Source organism: Streptomyces spongiae (assembly GCF_009377185.1).
In the GTDB taxonomy this organism is placed as follows: Bacteria; Actinomycetota; Actinomycetes; order Streptomycetales; family Streptomycetaceae; genus Streptomyces; species Streptomyces spongiae.
The window spans coordinates 1-20,173 of the sequence record NZ_VJZC01000063.1; the positions used below are offsets into that span (position 1 = coordinate 1).

The 20,173-nt window shown below is 70.5% G+C and carries 6 protein-coding genes; 5 read left to right on the plus strand and 1 reads right to left on the minus strand.

Going from position 1 to position 20,173, the window contains the following annotated elements; translation table 11 throughout:
• On the minus strand, positions 1-10,084 hold a 10,084-nt coding region (locus tag FNH08_RS12275), incomplete at its 3' end, for a scabin-related ADP-ribosyltransferase (protein WP_152771508.1).
• 250 nt (positions 10,085-10,334) lie between these two features.
• Between FNH08_RS12275 and FNH08_RS12280 the strand changes: the two genes are divergently transcribed.
• The 5 genes from FNH08_RS12280 to FNH08_RS12300 all read left to right on the plus strand — a co-directional run bounded on the left by FNH08_RS12280 (position 10,335) and on the right by FNH08_RS12300 (position 19,945).
• On the plus strand, positions 10,335-12,596 hold the full coding sequence (locus FNH08_RS12280; protein ID WP_152771509.1) for a coiled-coil domain-containing protein: 2,262 nt from the start codon (positions 10,335-10,337) through the stop codon (positions 12,594-12,596).
• Positions 12,597-12,789: 193 nt separating this feature from the next.
• Positions 12,790-13,089 carry a hypothetical protein gene (locus FNH08_RS12285; protein ID WP_152771510.1) on the plus strand — a complete coding sequence of 100 codons (300 nt, stop codon included), beginning with the start codon at positions 12,790-12,792 and terminating at the stop codon, positions 13,087-13,089.
• Between the two features lie 353 nt (positions 13,090-13,442).
• Entirely contained in the window at positions 13,443-14,015 is a 573-nt protein-coding gene (locus FNH08_RS12290) for a sigma-70 family RNA polymerase sigma factor (protein WP_152771511.1), read from the plus strand.
• Complete coding sequence (locus FNH08_RS12295; RefSeq protein WP_152771512.1) at positions 14,012-15,289, plus strand: hypothetical protein; 1,278 nt, start codon at positions 14,012-14,014, stop codon at positions 15,287-15,289. Before FNH08_RS12290 ends, FNH08_RS12295 begins: the two co-directional genes overlap by 4 nt.
• A 69-nt stretch (positions 15,290-15,358) precedes the next feature.
• On the plus strand, positions 15,359-19,945 hold the full coding sequence (locus tag FNH08_RS12300; protein ID WP_322724315.1) for an FtsK/SpoIIIE domain-containing protein: 4,587 nt from the start codon (positions 15,359-15,361) through the stop codon (positions 19,943-19,945).
• Positions 19,946-20,173: the final 228 nt, after the last annotated feature.

Sequence of the window (20,173 nt, forward strand, 5' to 3'; positions counted from 1 at the left end):
GAGCGGCAGGGGCGGAGGTCTGGACCGCCGGACCGTCCAGGGCCGTACGCTCGCCGGACGGGCCGGCCCCGCCGGAGGACCCGGGCAGGTGCGCGGGCCCGGGGCTCCCGCCCACGAGTCCCCGGGGGACGCCGTCGACGCCCCGCTCGGCGGCCAGATCCCTGGCCACGTCGATGCCGCGGAGCAACTTCTGACTTCTGCCCGCGTGGAGATGCAGTTCCTGCGCCACACGCATCGTGTGCCAGTACTGCAAGGGGTCCCGCTTCAGCAGGGCCGCGCGCTCCCCGTCGATCCTCAGGGGGAACGCGTCGAACTGCGAGATGATCCCACTGGCGTCGTCCCACAGCTTGCCGGCCTCGAACGCGGTCATCTTGCCGAAGGCCCGGGCGAACCGTTCCAGCTCCTCCGGGACCTGCACCGGTTTGGACACGGGTGCCTTGGCCGCCGCATCGGACAAGATCCGCTGGACGTCCTGCGATGCGATCGGGCGCACGACCTCGGTGTTGACCGCGGTCGGGTCGAAACCCCGGTTGGCCTTCCACCGGGTGAGGGTGTGCGCTCCGTCCGGGTCCACGACCTTGTGGGCGCCCTTGATGAACTGCGGCCTGATACCGCCGGGGAACGAGATCTCGAACTCGCCCTCGTGGGGGTTGCCCACACCGTCGCCGATGTGGACGTCCCTGAGGGTCTCGCCGGCGTCGATACCGCCCGGCGCGTAGATCTCGTACCGGAACGTGCCCCTGGCGAACTTCGCGTCCGCGCTGAAGGTCGTGCTGACGAACGCCGAGTGCCGGTTGAACTCGACGAGCTGCTTGAGATCGACGTGCTCGGGGTTCCGGGGAGCGAAGCCCTCCTTGAAGATGACCTTCGGCGGGCGATCGTCGTACCGCCACAGCGTCTCGTACGAGTCCCGCCAGGCCACCAGGTCCTTCGGCGTGATGCTGTCGACGTCCACCGACCGGTCCACGGCCGCCGCGAGCCGGTCAGGGACGATCACCGACTGGCCGGCCGGCTCCCCGTTCTCGGCGAACCGCCACCGCAGCCGCGTGTCCTCCTGCCACGGCACGCGTACGTCCACCGTCAGGCCACCGTCGCCCGCACGCCGGATCTGGACGCCCTCCACCGGCGCGCCCTCCTTGCCCAGCAGCTTCGGCATGCCGTCGACGCCGGACGGGGTGTCGAACCGCAGCGTGTGGTCGATGCCTCCCAGCCGCACGTCACGGAACTCGAAGGCGCCGCCGGGGCCGAAGTGAAGGTCGCCGCGAGGGCCGCCACTCACCGTGAAACCGCCACCCTCGCGAGGCAGGAGCGTCCGGTCCGGTACCGGAAGGCCGTCCTGGCCCAGCAGTTCCATGCGGGAGAAGGCGGTGGAGGTCCCCGTCTGCGGCATCTCCGTCAGCCGGAACCTCATCCCGGCCAGATCGGGGGCCCCGACCAGCGGTTCCTCCGTGACGTGGACCACGGGGAGTACCGTCCCCGTGGCGTCCTCCAGCCGCATGGTGTGCGTCACCGTCATCGGGGCGGGAGTCTGGTCCATCGCCCGGATGAAGTAGGTGGCGGTCCGCCGTGACACCTCGTCGCCCACCATGGACTGGAACGCCGGGTTGTCCAGCTGCCCGATGGCCTGGCCCTCCTGCAGTTCCTCGACGCGTCGGATGAACCGTGGGTGCACGCCGCCGGGGAAGGAGATCTCGACCTCGTTCGCGAACGGGTTGGCCGCGTTGTTGGCGCGGAAGGACTCGTTGGCGTCGATGCCGCCGGGCGCGTGGATCTCGTACCTGAACTTCGAGTTCCACCCCAGGTTGGAATCGATGGTCGTGCTGACGAAGGCGGAGTGCGTGTTGGCCCTGACGTACTCGTCCAGGTCGAGGAAGGCGGGATCCCTGGGCCGGAAGCCCTCGTTGAAGATCGTCTCCGGGCCCCGGTTGTCGTTCCGCCACAACGTCTCGTCGGTCTTGCGCCACACGATCCGCTCGGGGGCCAGCGTGCCCAGATCCACCGGGTCGATCGCCGCAAGCAGGCGCCCCGGTCCGGAACTCGCGTACAGCACCCCGTCGTTCGCGCCGAGCAGGCTGAACTCGCCGTTCGGCTCCACGTCGACCCTGACGGGGTCGAAGCCGCTGGGCAGTTCGAAACCGGCCTCGTCGAGGGTGACGGCCGTGCGCGAGGTGAAGTCGACGCGCCAGTACCGGCCCTGCCGGTCGCCGAACCTCGCCGGGATACCGACGGTCTTCTCCAGCACTTCCAGGCTGTGGGGGTCGATCACCACATGCTGCAACGGGCGGGTCAGCTGCCGGCCGACCGGGAGTACGGCGACCTGGCCACCGGGGAACTCCTGCGCCCGCATCGCCGCCGTCGGCGTGCCCATGGAGGTCAGCACCTCGGGAGCCCGGCCGGACCCGTCCAGAGGCAGGCGCAGGATGCCCATGTCCTGTCCCAGCCAGACGTCGACGCCGACCGGCGACCCCCCGGCACCGAAATGGAACAGGTTGTTGGTGTCGCGGCTGAGGACGGAGAACCGGGCGCCGAGCTGCTCCAGCGCCGCGTCCACCGGTCCGACCAGGAAACGGTCCGCCGCCGGCCCGAGAATCTCGAACCGCGACACGGCCGGGCCGGGGCCCAAGCCCGGCGGGTAGTGGGCCAGCACGGAATGGCCGTGCAGCAGCGGGTCGCCCGGAACACCGGGCAGCGGCACGTCGTCGGCCAGGGTGGCCCCGTTCGCCAGCAGCGCGTTCGGATCGGGGGTCTCCACCATGTGGGGCTCGATGGTCCAGCGGATGTGCCCCGTCGGGTCGAGGACCGCGAAGTTGCCTTGGTGCTCCATCACCGACCAACCGGACGCGGGCAAGCCGTCGGGCCCCAGGACGGTCGGGGAGTGCTGCCCGGTGAAGTCGAAGGACACCAGGTACTGGGTGCCCGGGACCTGCACGTGCTGCGACAGGACCTGAAGTTGGCCGTCGAGGTTCCAGAGCCTTTGCCCGGACGGATCGAAGACCGTGAAGCCGCCACCCTGGTGCTGGACGATCGACCAGCCCTCGGCCAGGGGCCGGGACGGCCCGGCCGTGGGCGACAACCCTGCGGCGGGCAGGTCGAAGGCGAACAGCTCGTCGTCTTCGGGGATTGACGGCAGCGGGTCGTTGAGGGCTCCGTGACCGTTGAGTGTGGGGTCGGGCAGGAGGACGTTGTCGAGTTGCGCGAGTTCGTCGCCGGCCGCCGGGGACGGCAGGTCGACCTCGAAATCGAAGGTGAAGAGGTCGTCCTCGTCGGGGAGTTGGTGGAACGGGTCGTCGGGGAGCCCGTGGCCGTTGGGCGTGGGGTCAGGTAGGAGGAGGTCGTCGAGTTGTGCGAGTTCGTCGCCTGCTGCCGGGAATGGCAAGTCGGCCTCGAAGTCGAAGGTGAGCAGGTCGTCCTCGTCGGGCAGCCCCTGGCCGCCCAACGGCAGGTCGTCGGCGAGGGGCTGCAACTGGGAGTCGAAGTTCCAGTGCGTCTGCCCGGTGGGGTCGGTGACCGTGAAACCCTCGTTGTGGGACACCACCGACCAGCCCTGCGGCCGCAGCCCGTCGGGGCCAAGCAGCTCCACATGCGGGGCATGGGCCGCGCCGTCCGCCGCCGGGCCCTGCGTCATCCTCAGTTTCATACCGGCGGTCAACTCCGGTGCGCCGTGCAGCGGTTGCTCCACCACCTGCACCACGGAGTGCACGGTCGCCCCCGGGTTCACCGTGTGCGTCGTGGCCATCGGCGCCGGCGTCTGGTTCATCGCCTTGAAGAAGTACGTCGCCTGCCGCGTCCACTCCTGCTCCGCACCCTCGGGGCGGAAGGCCGGGTTGGGCTTCCACACGCCGCGCTCGGCGCCGCTCATCACCTCCGCGCCCTTGACGAAGCGTGGCTGCACGCCGCCGGCGAAGGAGATCTCGGCCTCGTTCGCGAACGGGTTTCCGCCCCGGCTCAGGACGGGATCCTTGTCGAAGGTCTTGTTGACGTCGATGCCACCGGGCGCGTCGATCTCGTACTTGTAGCGCGATCCCCACGAGAGCGCGGAGTCGGCGGTGGTGCTGACGAAGCCGGAGGGACTGTTCGCTCTGACGTATTGCCCGAGATCCAGGAAGGAAGGGTTCTTCGGCCGGAACCCCTCGGTGTGGATCGCCTCGGGAGCGCGGTCGTCGTACCGCCACAGCGGCTCGTCGGTCGCCCGCCACACGGGCTCCGCGGGTCTGAGGTTCTCCAGGTCGACGGTACGGTCCACCGCCGCGACCGTCCTGCCGGGACCCAGGCTCTCGTACAGGATCCGGCCGTCCGAGCCCACCAGGGCGATCTCCCCGCTGGGCGTCATACGGACGGTGGCGGTGTCGAGCCGCCCGGTCAGCTCGCGTCCGGCCTCGTCGAGGCGTACGGCCGTGCCCGAGGTGTAGTCGACCTTCCAGTACTGGCCGAACAGGTCGCCGCGCGGACCGGGAACGCCGATGATCTTCTCCGTCACGCCCAGGCTGTGCGAGTCGATCACCACCCGCTGCAACGGCCGGGTGAGGGACTCGCCGACGGGGGTCAGGGCCACTCGGCCGCCGCCCAGCGTGTCCGCACGCAGCGACGACACCGGTGCTCCCGCCGTGTCCAGCACCCTCGGCGGACGGCCCGCCGCGCTCATGTCCAGGCGCAGTACGCCCAGGGTCCGGCCCAGCTGCACATCGCCGGCGATCATCGTGCCTTCGAGCGCGAAGTGGAACCGGTTGCCGGTGACACGGTCGAGGACCGAGAACCGGGCACCCGTCTGTTCAAGCGCCGAGCCCACTGGTTCCGCCACGAACCGGTCCACGGCCCCCGCCGGGTCCACGACCGTGAATTCCCTGATCAGCAGGCCTTCCCCGGTCATGCTGTCGGACGCGGCGAGCTTCAGCCCGGCGAGGTCCGTCGGGGCGTCATGCAGGAAGAACTCGCGGGAGACCAGCCCCCGCTGGGCGTCGAACTCCATCCGCAGACCGGTCAGGTCGTGCACGACGGAGTGACCGCCGCCCCATCCGGGCGTCACGGTGAAGTCCACGTCGAACGGCCGCCCGTCCGGCCCGACGGCTCCGGCCGCTCGCGTGTCACCGGACAGCGACCCCAGATGCGCGTCGAGCGCCTGGCGCGCGTCGCCGGTCACCCTGGCCAGGGCGCTGCTGCGCAGGCCTCGCAGATCCCCGTGCAGAAGGCGGGTGTCGAAGCCACCCGTACGCAGCACGTCCTGTGCCTCCGTGGCGAGCCGCTCGACCTGGAGCACGCCCGGCGCGGTACGCGGGTCGTGCGCCACCTCGTCCACCGTGTGGAAGAACTCGTCCAGCCCGCGTACGGAGGAGAGGTCCGTCCGGCCGCCGACCAGCGCGGACGTCAGGGCGGTCGGGACCGGTTCCGGGCGAAGTGCCGCTCCCTCACGCAGCGTGCCCTGGAAGATGCGCTCCAGGTCGGGCAGGGGTCCGAGCCCCCCGTCCGGTACCTGGGTGAGTGGTCCGACATGCGGCGACTCGGTGGAGAGGCGGTCGGCGACGGAACCGAGGGTGTCGAGATCGTCGAGGGCGTCGAGATCTCCGAGGCGCTCGACCCGCAGTCCGTCCTCGGCCACGCTCGCCGCCAGGTCGATCCGGCCCGCGCTGTCGGCGTTCCAGCGCAGGCCCGTCACCGAGTCGGTGAGGGAGAAGCCGCCCGGCAGGCGCTGCGCCGCTTCCCCCGTCAGGGGGGCGACGGTGAACGCACCCGTCGTTCGCGATGACCCGATCAGCTCGAACGTCCGCCCGCCGGCGCCCAGTTCCGTGGCGGGCCTGTGAACCACCCGCACGGTCAGCCCTCGCAGCGCCGGATCGGCTCCGGGACCGGTCAGCGGCAGCCTCGCCTCGCGCAGCAGCCCGGCGTTGTCGAACCGCCACTCCGGCAGCGGGCCCCGTGCCCCCGGGGTGTCCGGCATCCGTACGGTCACTCCGGTCAGCTCACCCGAACCGCCTCGCAGCGGCTCGACCACGAACCCGTCGGCCGGCGACACGGTGCCCCGGCCCACCACGGTCGGCAACTGGTCCCCGGCCAGGTCGAACCGCAGGGACCGCTCCGTACCGGGGAGCCCGACCTCCAGGGACAGCGGCTGAAGCTGCGGGTCCAGCTCCCAGCGTGCGTTGCGCACCGGGTCGACGACGGTGAACGCCCCGTCGTCGAGTTGCTCCAGCACCAGGCGGTCGGCCATGGACAGCCCGGCTGAATCGGCGAGCTCCCAATGCGCGACGTCGGGCAGCACCTCGCCCCCAGGCGCTTCGGTGAACCGCAGCCGTACGCCTTCCAGCCCGGGCGCCGACAGGGATACCTCCCGCAGGCTCTCCTCGGGGATCGCCGCCAACGGGAAGCGCTCCGCGAGCGCGTCGCCCGGCAGGATCTGCTCGGGGATGCCGTCCAGCGGGAACCGCGTCTGCGGCGCCCCGCCGAAGTCCACGGGCCGGAAGTCGCCCACCGCACCGGCGTCGTCCAGCCCCGAGACCGACAGCCGTTCCACCGGCGTTCCGGAGGTGTCCAGGCGCAGTGACGGGGTCTCGGAGGTGCCCTCGAACCGCAGGAAGCCACCCTGCCCGTCCGGCAGGTCACGGAGACGGAGCTGCCCGGCGCTGTCGAAGTGGAACACCCTGCCGCTGAACGACTCGGTGAGCGTGGCCCCTTCGCCGAGCCGACCGGTCAGCGACGACGGGGTCGCGTCGATCCGGAACAGCAGGCGGGTGCCGAAGCCACCGCCGACGAGGTCCCGTGACACCACGGTTCCGGCGATACCCGTGTCGAAGCCGAGGCGCAGACTCATGCCGGACAGTACGTCCATGCCGTGCCCGGTCAGCGGAACGTCGCGGCCGATCAGCGCGCCCCTCAGGCCGAACCGGAACTCCGCCGCGGCGGCACCCGGCGCGTCCGTCATGGGCACCCGCACCGTCAGACCGCCGTCGGCCGTCCGTACGAAGTCCATGCCCTGCGCGCCGGTGAACGGGAGCCCGTCCGCGCCGACCACCTGCGGCAGCCCACTCATGACGTCGTCACCGAAACGCAGCGAGAGGTCCGTGCCGGGGACCCGGAACTCCCGGAACTCCAGCACCCCCGCGCCGTCGAACTGCAGGCGCACCCCGCTGGGCGGGCCGGCGACGGTGAAGCCGCCGCCCTCGCGGACCGCCACCGCGAGATCCGGCAGCCGCACCGGCCCGCCCGCGGCGGTGAAGTCCGTGACGTCGATCCGGAACGCCACCGGGACGAGATCGGTCGCCGAAAGCTGCGTCACCCTCAGCCCCAGCCCTGTCAGCTCGCCCGATCCCGAGAGCCGTACGCCGTCGAACCGGCCCAGATCCCCCAGGAGCCGGCCGACATCGGGCACAGGCGTGCCGTCCGGTCCGACCTTGAAGACACCCTCGGGAGTGGTGACCACGAAGCCGTCGTCGGCCATCCGCACGGTGGTGCCGGGAACGACTCCCGCATCCGTCCTGAGGACCCAGGTCGGGGTCTCCCCGGACTCCACGGTGATCCATCGACCGGTGGGCTGCCCCAAGCTGTCCAGCAGCGGCAGTTCACCGGTCGGCAGGTTGGCCACCGGCCCCTCCAGGCGGACCGTCATCACCGAGATGTTCTGGCGGACCACGTCCGGGTCCATGCCGAGCCTGCCGAAGTCCATCCGGGCCTGGTTGAGCCGCAGCTCCGCGCCGCTCAGGTCCAGTTCGGCCTGGGCGAGCCGCAGCGGGGGAGTGTCGGGCAGCTCGGTCAGCCTGGTGAGTGCGCGGCCGGCGGTGTCCAGGTCCAGCTCGGCGTTCTGCACCCGGACCCAGGCCTGGAAGCGCTCCCCGGCGGTCTTGCCGACCGCCCCGCCCGTGACGATCTCCCGCAGCGTCAGCGGCTGGAAGCCGGGCTGCGGTGTCACCGGTTGGACGGTGAGGTCGTTCCGCGCCGGGCCCAGTCCGAGCAGCTGACGTGCCTCGCGCATGCCGTCGGTGGTGTCCGGGATCAGCCGTGCCAGGTCGTCGAGGCTGATGCCCATGCGGGTGGGCGAGTCCGGTCCGGCCATCCTGCTCAGGAAGGTGGGTGGCAGGGTGCCGCCCTGCGGGGGTTCCAGGACGCGGATCGTCACTTCGTCCCTGCCGCCGACCAGGACGTCCACCGGATCGGTCTTGCCGATGCGCAGGACGACCCCCTCCGGGGTGACGTTCACCAGGTCGACCTCACCGTCGAGGACCTTGACCAGTTGCTCCGGAGTCAGACCGCCGAGCTTGCCGTCGACACTCAGGGACATCAGTTCCGACAGGTCGTCGATGGGCTTCAGCAGGCCGGTGCCGGTGCGCTCAAGATCCAGGGCGGTGTCCAGTTCCCGCAGCCGGACGACCGCGCTGTCCGGGTCCGCCGACAGGAGGGGCCCGCGCCCGGGGACGACGGGCCTGCCCAGCTGGTCCAGGTTGTCCACCGTGCGGAACAGGGGGAATGGCAGCGAGCCGCCCCTGTATGTGCCCAGGGTGTCGAGACTCCGCATCGGGAACACACTGCTGCCCCAGTTGGCCATCGCGGGGTCCAGGCCGTTGAAGGAGACCGGTTCCAGCAGGTCGTCGGGTGCGGCCGGGATCCGGCCGAACGTTCCGTCCGGCATCCCTCCGCGCATCCCGCCGGGCGTACGGGGCGGCAGTGAGCTGACTCCCGACCAGGATGCCGGGGCGCCGGGCGGCAGGAACTCGCCCAGATCGTCGATCGCGTCGTTCCACGCCTGTGTGCCGGGAACGACCAGCCGGGGAGTCGTCACATCGCCGAACGGCCTGCCGGAGCCGGACGCGAACGGATCCTTGGGCCGCAACGAGGGGGCGTTGCCGAGGCCGCCGCCGATCCGGGTGAGGGACTGGCCGACGGTGGGCCGCATGTGCAGGCCGCGTTCGAGGATGCCCATGCGGAAGGCGCCCCGCCAGCCGAACTTGGAGATCTCGAAATACCTGAGCGGCAGGAACGTGTTCGCCATGAACCGGGGCAGGGCGACCATGGCGAAGACGCTCAGCCGCAGGGCCCTGCTGCCGCCGACGAAGCTCGTGGACCTCGCGAAGTCGCGGCCCAGCCCGCCGGTGAACTGCTTCCACGTGCCCCTGGCGACATCGCGACTCACCTGCCACCCGGTACGGATCGCGCCCGGAAGGACGGAGACCAGGTTGCCCGTCCAGCGGGCCGCGCCCAGCAGGTTCTGGGCGGACATGCGCGCGAAATTGCCGGGGGCGGAGAACAGCATCCTGCTGCCCTGAAGGACCGTACGCGTCATCGCCGAGGCTGCCCTCGCCCCTCCTCCGAGGAGGGCCTTCCCCCCGGCCCCGAGCACCCGCAGCAGGCCGCTTGCGGTGGTGAGGCCCTTGGTCGACGGGAACATAATGCCCAGGAACGCCAGGGCCAGGCTGAGGCCGTTGCCCTTGCCCGCCGCGTAGTCGGCCACGGCTTTGAAGAACAGCACCGCGCCCACGGCGAACGCGGCGAGCGCTATCCACCCTCCGAAGATGACGCCGACGACCGCCAGCACCACGCCGATGATCTCCAGGGCGTGCCAGAACTTCTGCCAGAAGGTCTTCTTGACCTTCTTGACGGGCCGGGACACCAGGGAGGCCGCGTCGTGGAGGGCCTCCTCCATGATCTTCGCCTCGGCGGTGACGAAGTCGACCTCCGCCTCCACGTCGTTCTTGGCGGCGGTCAGCTCCGCCGGGGGCGGGGCGTTCTTTCCGACGAGGCCTGCCGGGGGTATGGCGACCTGGCCGGCCCGCCTCGCGGCGTCCTCGGCTCTGTCCCGGGCACGCCGCAGGGAGAGCGCGTACCGCGCCACGGCGTTACCGGCCTGCTCGAACGAGAGGGCGACGTTCGCCGTGAACGTCTTGAGTTCCTTCTTGACGTAGTCGCGCATGCCGTCTGCGGTGCTGCCCTCGAATCCCCCGCTCTCTGAACTGCGCAGCAAGACGTCGAGCCCTGCGTCGACATCACGGGCCACGTCCCTGAGGTCCCAGAGCTCATTGGCGATGCCGTCGAGGACATCAGGGTTTCCCGAGACCGGATTTCCGTCGAGACCAACTTTGTTCCAGTCATCGGGGCTGGCCACAGGGTCCTCCAAAGTGTTCAGGACACGAGGGTCGGCCGCGTTCGCGCGGTTGACCTCCTGGTGACGTAAATGGAACGGCCCGCAGTTCACCCGAGTGATGCACGCCACATACTTACTGGTCAGTGTGATTCGAGTGAAATTCGTTTGAACCGTGCGCACCCCCCATTGCGTCTACAGGGCAACCCGATGCGAGGGCCGCCACGCATCACGGACCGATTCGCCACCGAGACCGGAAGGGAGTACCGAGTAAATGGCAGATCCCCAGTCTGGTGGGAGGCGCCTGTCGATCGACTACGACCTGATGTACGAACTCGCCCGGCATGTGTGGCACCTCCGTGACGAGATGGACATCGAGTCGCAGTCGAAGCGTACTTTCGCCCGCTCGGACATCGGCAACCGTAAGCAGACGACCGAAGCGCTCACCGATTTCTACGGCGATTGGCGAAAATCCTTCCAGCAGGCGTGGCAGGTCTTCACCGACCTCGGAAACCTCCTGGACGAGATCGGAAAGAACTTCTACGACGCGGACGCCGGCACCGCCTCCTCGGCGGCCCAGCAGGCTGCCTCCCTCCACCGGGCGCAGGCCGAGTCCGACCGCAAGGCCTACGAGCAGCGGATGGACGCCAAGCGGAAGAAGGTACAGGCCGACGACATCCGGATGCGGTACGCGGCCCAGGAGACCCGCCTGAAACAGCAGGAGGCCGAACTGGCCAAGAAGCGCGCCGCACTGGAAAAGAAGCAGGAGGCCCTGGAGAAGCGGCAGCAGGAGCTGGACGAGAAGAACAAGGCCCTGGAGAAGGAACAAGAGCCTCTGCGGAAACGGCAGGAGGAGCTCCAGGAAAGGCAGCAGGCATTGTGGCGCACCCAATTGGAGGAGCGCACCAGGCAGGACGCCGCCCAAAAAGCCGAACAGGACGCGCTGGACGCGAAGTTCAAGGCTCTGGATGAGGAACAGGAGCCTTTGCGGCAGCGCCAGGAGGAGCTTCAGGAGAAGCAACAGGCGCTGTGGCGTGAGGAAGCGGACCTGCGCAAGAAGCAGGAGGCCGCTTTCCTGGCGCAACAGGCAGTCCTGCAGAGGGAACAGGACAGCTACGACGCCAAGCAGAGCGCTCTGCAGAAAAAGCAGCAGGCCCTGTGGGCGGAACGCAACGCCCTGCTGCGCAAAAACGGTGTCACCCAGGGCGAGTTGGACGCCTGGCAAAAGAAGCAGGACGCGCTCACGGCTGAACAGGACGCCCTCTGGAAGCAGGAGGGCGAACCCCTGCAGAAGAAGTGGGACGCCCTGGAGGAGAGTCAGCGGGAACAGGCGAAGGCGTTCGAACCCCTGGAGCGCAGACAGCGGGAACTGGACAGCGAGCAGCAGGCGATCCTCAAGGACCAGGAACCACTGGAGAAGCGACAGGCCGAGTTGCTCGGGGAACAGAAGGCCCTCTGGAAGGAGCACGACGCCGAGCGGAAGAAGCTGGCAGAGGGTCAGGAGAAGGAGCAGGAACTCCTGAACTCGGAGCGCGACGACCTGAGCAGGGATCAGGACGGGTTCCAGCCGCGGCGGGAGGACCTTCAGAAGCAGCAGGAGGACCTGTGGAAGGAGCAGCCCGCGCTCGACCAGGAGCGGGAGAACCTCGACAAGGCGGACGAGGACCTGCGGAAGCGGTCGGACGAGCTGAAGCAGAGCAAGGCCGACGACCTCGAGGAGATGCAGAAGGAGAAGCCCTGGACCCCCGACAGCGGCCGACCCGACCCCCTGTATCAAAGGCGCGGACAGGACCGGAATCCGGAGGCACCGCCGCCCGATGCCCCCAAGTCGTTCCGGCAGACCACCGAGAACGGCACCACGGAGGTCACGTACAAGCTCGACCAGAACGGTGAGGTCGAGCTCGACAAGGACGGCAACCCGATCGAGACGACCACGACCGTCACGAACAGCAAGAACGGGATGGTCTACTCCGAGACGTACCGCAAGCTGCCGGGCGACGGGGATTCCGTGACGACGACCCGGACCGCCGACGGAACCGTCACGAAGGTCTATATGGACGCCGATTCCGAGGGAGGCGCCCCAGGGGAATCGATGCGCTATGTCACCGATGAAAAGGGCCGCCCGCTCCAGATGTGGAGCAAGATGCCGGACGGGGAGTGGGGGCTGGTCTGGCAATGGGAGGACACACCCTCAGGCCAGGAGGACGTCGCCAACGGCGTGGGCAGGCCGCCCGCGTACCTGACGGTTGAGAAGCCGCTCGTTGACGGCGGGGGCAGCCCGGCCGACGCACCTTCCTCCCCGAGGACCACCACCGAGCTGCCGGGCGGCAACACCCGGACGGACTACACACTCCCCGACGGCTCGGTCCTGAAGGTCGTCACCACGGAGACCACGCGCTACGTCGCCGACGGGAACAACGAGATCCAGGAGATCTGGTACAAGAACCGCAACGGGACCTGGTACCTGAAGGAATCCATCACCCAGCACACGCGCTACGGCGACGAGCCCCCTCTCGGAAGGCTCGGAGGCACCTAGTGCCGTGGACCGCCTCCGGCGGCCGCACGCCTCCCCCCACCCCTGACTCCCTGCGGGCACCCACTTCCCCCTCCTGGATGCCCACAGGGCCCCACCGGACTGCTGCGACCCAGGTCGAGCACCGGCGGTTCCATCCATCACCCCGCGCCCGGGTCGGTCATCGACCGGACGCACCGAGACACGAAGAGGACATATGGCGACGCTCCACATCGACGAAGAGATGGTCGAGAACACGGCCAGGAATCTCAACAACGCCGTCGACCACGACCTGGTGCCCAAGCTGACAAGCCTGCAGAACGAAGTCGTCACCCTGCTCGACAGCGGCATGGTGCTGCCGGCGAGCCGCGCGAAACTGGAGGATTCCTACTCGGCCTTCAACAAGTCGGTGACTGAGGCGGTGACGAACATCAAGCAGTTCGCGCTCCAGTACCAGAAGGTCAAGGACAACTTCCTCATGACGGACAAGCAGATCAGGGACAGCATGCCGTCCTAGTGACCGACGGCAGCGCACCGCCAAAAGGGCTGCCGCCCCGGACCTGGCTCCGGGGCGGCACCTTCTTGGCATGTCGCCTCCAAAAGCCCCTCCCGGAGAGGCACAGGCGCGCCTCGCGCATCACGTTCGCCCTGGTCACGTTCTCATGTAGAACCTCATGTTCGCCTCAAAGCCTCTTGCAAGTCGGAGCAGCGCACATAGACTCACGCCCCAACAGGAACCACACGTTCCGTTCGTGGACGTGCTGGTCACCCCCGGGGGCACCCCGGTTCACTCTGCTCCGCTCATGCCGCACGCGCGGCGCACGACCGGACCGGCTCAGACAGCGATGCCGGTACTGGGGGAGGCATCCCATGAGAACGCCCACGACCAGCTCCTGCACGGCCGGGAGCTCTCACAGGCACGGTGGAAACGCTCCCACCGCCGACGGCTCCGTCCGTGAGCTCTACGCACGGCACCACGGGCCGCTCCTGCGCTACGTCAGCGGAATGCTGCGCGGCGACCGGCAACGCGCCGAGGACTTCGTCCAGGAGACGCTGCTGCGCGCCTGGCTGAGCTCCGTGGACCAGCCACCGGGCTGGTCGCCCTCGCGGGCCTGGCTGTTCCGGGTGGCCCACAACCTGGTGATCGACTGGACCCGACGCGAGCAGGCGCGCCCCGAGTTCCACCAGGAACTCCTGGAGACGCACGCCGAACCCGTGGACCCGATCAGCGAGGCGGTTCAGCGCCGCTACCTCGTGAACGCGCTCTCCTGCCTCTCCCTGCCCCACCGCGAGATCCTCTTCTACGTCTACGTGCTCGGCTGGACCGGCCCGGACGCCGCACACGCCCTCTCCATACCGCCGGGCACGGTGAAGTCCCGGACCCATCACGCCCTGCGGGAGCTGCGTCGACGGAACGCCCGGCACCTGATGGTGGCGGCGTGACGGCGGGCAGACGGGCGCCCTGGCAGCTGATCGCGCTGGGCAAGCCCGACAAGTCGTTGTGGACGGGAATCCTCGTCCTCGTCGTCGTGCTCCTGCTGCTCTTCCTCCTGCTGCGGCACTTCGTACGCAAGCACGGCGGCTGGCGGCGGTGCCGACGGCGCGTCGCCCGAGAGCTGGCCCTGACCCGGCAGGCGTTCGGTGAGCCGCTGCGCGCGTACCGGCGCCACCGCCGAGGGGTTCGCACACTGGCCCGCCACCTGTCCGACCCCCGGGCCGGACTGCTCGTACGGCGGCTGCTGGACGCGGCCGGGTCCGCCCTCGGCGACGCGCCCGGGGCCTTCGCGTACGGGCTGCGGACGCAGCCGGGGTGGGCCGCCGTCCAGATAGCCGCCCGGCGGCTGCCCGCTCCCCCCGCTCCGTGGGAGGCGGACGACGGACCGGGGCCGCAGTCCTGGTGCCTGGAACTCGACACCGCCGACAACGCCGCCGACGTGACGGCCCTGCCCGACGCCACGCCCCGCGCCGATGCGCGCGTCCGGCCGCTGCCCGTCGCCGTCGGCATGGCGGACGACGCCTGCGTCCACCTCGACCTGGCAGCAGGGCCACGGATGATCACCGTCGAAGGTGACTCCGCCGCCCGGACGCGCCTGCTCCACGCGCTGGCCGCGCAGCTCGACCGGCCGGGCAGCGGAGCCTCGACAACCGTGACGGACGGCGTACACCCCCACCACCACGGGGAGCGGCTCGACACCGTGCTGCGGGACCTGGAGGCCACCGCGCCCGAGGCGCCGGAGGAAGCGGTCACCGCCACCACCGAGGTCGTGGTCTGCGCCGCCCCCACCCCGGACCAGGCCCTAAAGCTCGGAGCGCTCGCTGCCTCCGGCACCGTCGTCTGTCTCGTGGACGGCCCGGTGCCCGGGCACAGCTGGGCCCTCCGCGTGGACGCCCGGGGCCGGGTCACCGCCCCGGACCTCGGCCTGCACGCGGACTGCGCCCCGCTCAGCCGGGCCGTCGCCGCAGCAGTACGGGCGGACCGGCGCCGCTCGCGCCGCGCGCCCGAGAGGCCCCGCCCCATCGAGTCGGCCGTCGCACGGCGTGAGCGAGGGGTGCCCAGGGCGCCGGAACCCCCAGAACTCACAGAGGAAGCCGCGGAACTCACGGAGCAACCCGTGCTCCCGGCCCAGGCCCGGACCGGCACCGGCTCCGATCTACTGTCCGAGCCGGCCACCGCCCGGACACGCTCCGCCCAGGCGTCCTCGACCGGCGACGAGTAGCCCGCAGCCCTACCGCGCTCGCCGCCCCACCTCACTCCCTTGCTCGCCCCCAAGACTCGAAGGGGAGACGTGAAACTCCTCATCACCACCGTGGCCGACGGCGACCCCGCAAGTCGTCAGGACGTCATGCTGAGCGCCGACGCCTCCACCCCCGTGCGGGAATTCACCGAACACCTGGTGTGGCTGCGGACCGGCGACACGGTGACCGACACGACGAAGCCGCCCGCCGTGCCCGTCTGCTATCTGGACGGCCAGGCGCTGCCCCCTGGAGCGCCGCTGGGCGCCACCCAGGTCATGGACGGCAGCGTCATCGGCCTGGGAGCCCCCGTCCCGCCGACCGGAGCGGAGTACGGGCCCGAACGGCACGCGATGCCACAGCCGCAGCGGGTCGACCACTCACCGGTCGTCGAACTGCAGGTCGTCGGGGGACCCGACGCCGGCCGGGTGCACACCCTCGGCGTCGGCACCCACGGCATCGGCCCCCTGGAGGGCTCCGCCGTACCGCTGCAAGGGCGCGGCGTACCCTCCGACGGCCTGCGGATCACCGTACGCCCGGACGGATCCGCCATCGTCGAGCTGCCGTCGGACGGCAGCGCACGGCTGTCCGTCCCGGAGCCGCCCGAACACCGGGGCAAGCCCGACCTCCCCCTGCTTCCTCTTGTGGACGAGGACGAAGAGGAGCAGCAGGACACCGAAGACGCCCAGGACACCGGCGCCCTCCCCGAGGGCTGGGAGCCCTGGCCCCTCGGCGCCGAACTCGCCGTCGGCGCGTTCCTGCTGCGGCTGGCCGAACCGACGTCCAGGGACGCCGCGGTGGTGCCGTCCGAGGGTGGCGGGGGCCTGGACTACAACCGCCCGCCGCGCATCCTGCCGCACCTCGCACCCGAGCGATTCCGGCTGCCCGCCCCTCCCGAGCCGCCCGGGCGCAGACCCATTCCCCTGGCCATGGCGTTCGCCCCGATGATCATGGGCATCGCCTTCGTCATCTTCTGGAACTCGTACTTCTACCTGGTCTTCATGCTCGTGTCGCCGCTGATCATGGCGGCGAACCACTTCAGCGGGCGGCGGCAGGCACGCAAGGACTACGAGGAGAAGTGCCGCGTCTACCGTCTGCGCCGCGCCTCCCTGGAGGAGGACGTCCGGTACCGGGTCGCCAAGGAGCAGCGACTGCGGACCGAGAGCGCGCCCGACCCGGCGCTGGCGGGACTGTGGGCGGTGGGCCCCGGCCACCGGCTGTGGGAGCGGCGCCGCGGCGACCCGGACCACCTCGCCCTGCGGATCGGGACCGCCGAGCAGCTGTCCCTGCTGGGTATCGACGACTCGGCGCGCGAGGACAACCACACCGCGGTCCACTGGACCGTCCCAGACGCCCCCGTCAGCGTCGACCTGGAGTACTGCGGAGTGGTGGGCCTGGCCGGGGAGACCGGCCCGGTCCAGGGCCTGGCGCGGTGGATGACGGCGCAGGCCGCCATGCTGCACACTCCCCGTGATCTGCGGATCGTCGTCCTCACCGACAAGGCCCACCAGGAGTCCTGGGAGTGGGCGTGCTGGCTGCCGCACTCCCGGGAGGGCCTGCCCGGATCGCGCGGGGGAGCCGTCACCCTGATCGGCAACGACCCGGAGACCGTGGCCAACCGAGTGGCCGAACTCGTCGCCACTCTGCGCACGCGCCAGCGGGCCGCCGATTCGACCATGAGCAAGGCCCTGCTCAGCGAACCGGACGTGCTGGTCGTCATGGACGGCGCCCGGCGCCTGCGCGACGTCCCGGGTGTCGTGTCCATCCTGAAGGAGGGCCCGGGATTCCGGATCTTCCCCCTCTGCCTGGACCACGAGGAACGTCTCCTGCCCGAGGAGTGCACCGCGGTCGTCCGGTACGAGAACCACCGGCTGACCCTGCGCCGCACCGGACAGCCCGACGTCCCCGGCATCCGCCCCGACCTGGTGGAACCCGCCTGGTGCGAGCGCCTCGCCCGGGGCATCGCGCCCATCCACGACGTCACACCGGACGCCTCCGAGGGCCTGCCCGACAGTGTCGGCCTGCTGGACCTGCTCGGGCTGCCGGAGCCGAGCGGCGGGATGATCGCGGCACGCTGGACGGAGCGGCCGTCGTCCACCTCGCTGCTGATCGGCGCGGGCTACGACGGCCCGGCCGCCTTCGACCTGGTGAAGGACGGCCCGCACGGCCTGGTCGCGGGCACCACCGGATCCGGCAAGTCGGAGCTGCTGCAGACCTTCGTGGGCTCGCTCGCCGCCGTCAACCGGCCCGACGAGCTGACCTTCGTCCTCGTCGACTACAAGGGCGGCAGCGCCTTCAAGGACTGCGTCAGGCTGCCCCACACCCTGGGCATGGTCACCGACCTCGACAGCCACCTCGTCCAGCGTGCCCTGACCTCGCTCACGGCCGAACTGCTCCGCCGTGAGCACATCCTCGCCGCCGTCGGGGCCAAGGACCTGCCCGAGTACCAGGGCATGCGCCGCCGGAACCCGGAGCTGGTTCCGGTGCCCCGGCTGGTCCTCGTCATCGACGAGTTCGCCACCCTGTACCGGGAGATCCCGGACTTCATCCCCGGCCTGGTCAGCATCGCCCAGCGCGGCCGGTCGCTGGGCATCCATCTGATCCTCGCCACGCAGCGCCCGGCGGGCGTGGTCAGCGGCGACATCCGCGCCAACACCAACCTGCGGATCGCCCTGCGGGTCACCGATCCCGGTGAGAGCCAGGACGTCATCGACACCAAGGACGCGGTCAGCATCTCCCCGAACACCCCCGGCCGTGCCCTGGCACGCCTCGGGCACGGAACGGTCGTCCCCTTCCAGACCGCGTACGCCGGAACCACCCGGCCCGGCGCCGAACCGGCCGTGCGGCCGCAGCGGGCGACGGCGGCGGACACCCCTCAGGTCTGGGGGACCGAACTGCCGTGGGAGCGTCTCGGCCGCGCCGTCGGACTACCAGGACCCGTCGAGGCGCCGACCGGGGCCGGCGTGGACGACGACCTTCCCACCGACCTCAACGCCCTCGTCGAAGCGGTGCGCGAGGCGGCGGACCTGGTCGGCTGCGTCCCGCAACCCAGCCCCTGGCTGCCTCCACTCGACCAGCACGTGCTGGTCGACGACCTGCCGCAGCCCGAACCCACCCCGGGGTCCCGTCTCGCCCCGGTGCCTTGGGCCCTGTCGGACCTGCCCGAGTCGCAGGCCCAACTGCCGGTCCGACTGGACCTCGACAGGTTCGGGCACCTGTACGTCATAGGTATCCCGCGCTCCGGGCGGTCGCAGGTGCTGCGAACCATGGCCGGGGCGCTGGCCCGCTGCCACTCGGCCGCCGACGTGCACCTGTACGGCATCGACTTCGCGGGCGGCGCGCTGTCCGCTCTGGGCGTGCTGCCGCACTGCGGAGCCGTCGTGCCCCGCAATGACACCGAACGGCTGGAGCGGCTGTTCGCCCGGCTCGAAGCGGACCTGGAACACCGTCAGGAACAGCTGACACACCATCACGCCGCGAACCTGGCCGAGCTGCGCGAGATCGTCCCCCCGGCCGCCCGCCCCGCCCACGTCCTGCTGCTCATCGACGGCTGGGACGCGCTCGTCGACCTCATCGCCGATCACAACGGCGGCCGGCAGATGGACCAGCTCACCCGTCTGCTGCGGGAAGGCGCCGCCTCGGGTCTGCACATCGTCGCCACGTCCGAGCGCGCCCTGCTCTCCGGACGGTCCGCCTCCCTCAACGACAACAAGCTGCTGCTACGGCTGAACGACCGCACCGAGTACCTCGCCGTGGGCAAACGCGGGCAGGAGATGCCCGACGTCATCAGGCCCGGACAGGGCTGGACCACCGAAGGCACCGAGCTTCAGGTGGCCCTCCTCGGGCCCGGGTCATCGGGCCAGGAGCAGGCGGAGGCGCTGCGCGCGATCGGCGCCGAGGCGAACCGCCGCGACGCGGGGCTGTCGGCCGCCCGTCGGCCCCGCCGTATCGGCTCGCTGCCCGCGAAGGTGGCCTTCACGGAGGCGTACGAGAAGGTGCCCCCGGAGCTCCGCCGACCCATGTGGGGCCTGTTGGGGCTGGGTGGTGACGACGTCGCGCCGGTCGGGGTGGACTTCGCCGACTCGTCGACGTTCGCGGTCTCCGGGACACCCGGCTCCGGCCGCACCACCACCCTGGCGAGCCTCGCGGTCTCCCTGCTCTCCTCCGGCACCCGGCTCGTCGTTCTCACCCCCCGCGACTCGCCGCTGCGCGCCCTGGAGGGGCATCCGGGAGTACGGCTGCTCACGTCACGGACGCCCACGGCACAGGAGTTCTCCGCTGCTCTGGGGACCGGCGGCGAGCCCCGCGTGGTCCTCATCGACGACGCCGACCTGCTGACGCTGCCGGACATCGAAGGGGACCTTCGCGCCCTGGTCGAGTCAGGAAGGGAACAGGGCATCGGAGTGGTCGCCGCCGCCACGGGGGACACCATGGCGGGCGCGATGGGCTGGCTGGGTGCCCTGAAACGGCAGCGGAGGGGCGTGCTGCTGGACCCCCAGAGCCTGATGGAGGGCGACGTCCTGGGCGCCCGTCTGACCCACGCCCATCTGCGCAACCGCAAGCCCGGCCGCGCTCTCACCGTCGACCCGCGCTCGGGGGACCTGATCAACGTGCAGATCCCGGAGACCACCTTCGGCTAGAGGCTCTGGTCCCGTCCGGCCGCCCGCAGTTGGGACACCGAGAGCGACTTGGGCGGTAGGTCGAGAACAACTTGTTCGGCAGGCCGGACATCGTTCGAAAACTCTTGACGCCCCCGTGTACACCAGTTGACACTCTCGCAACACGACGTCACACCGACGAAACGGCGGAGCTCCCACGGCCGGGGTTCCGCTGCTCGCCGTGCCCGTCCCCGCTTTCCTCCAGCCGCG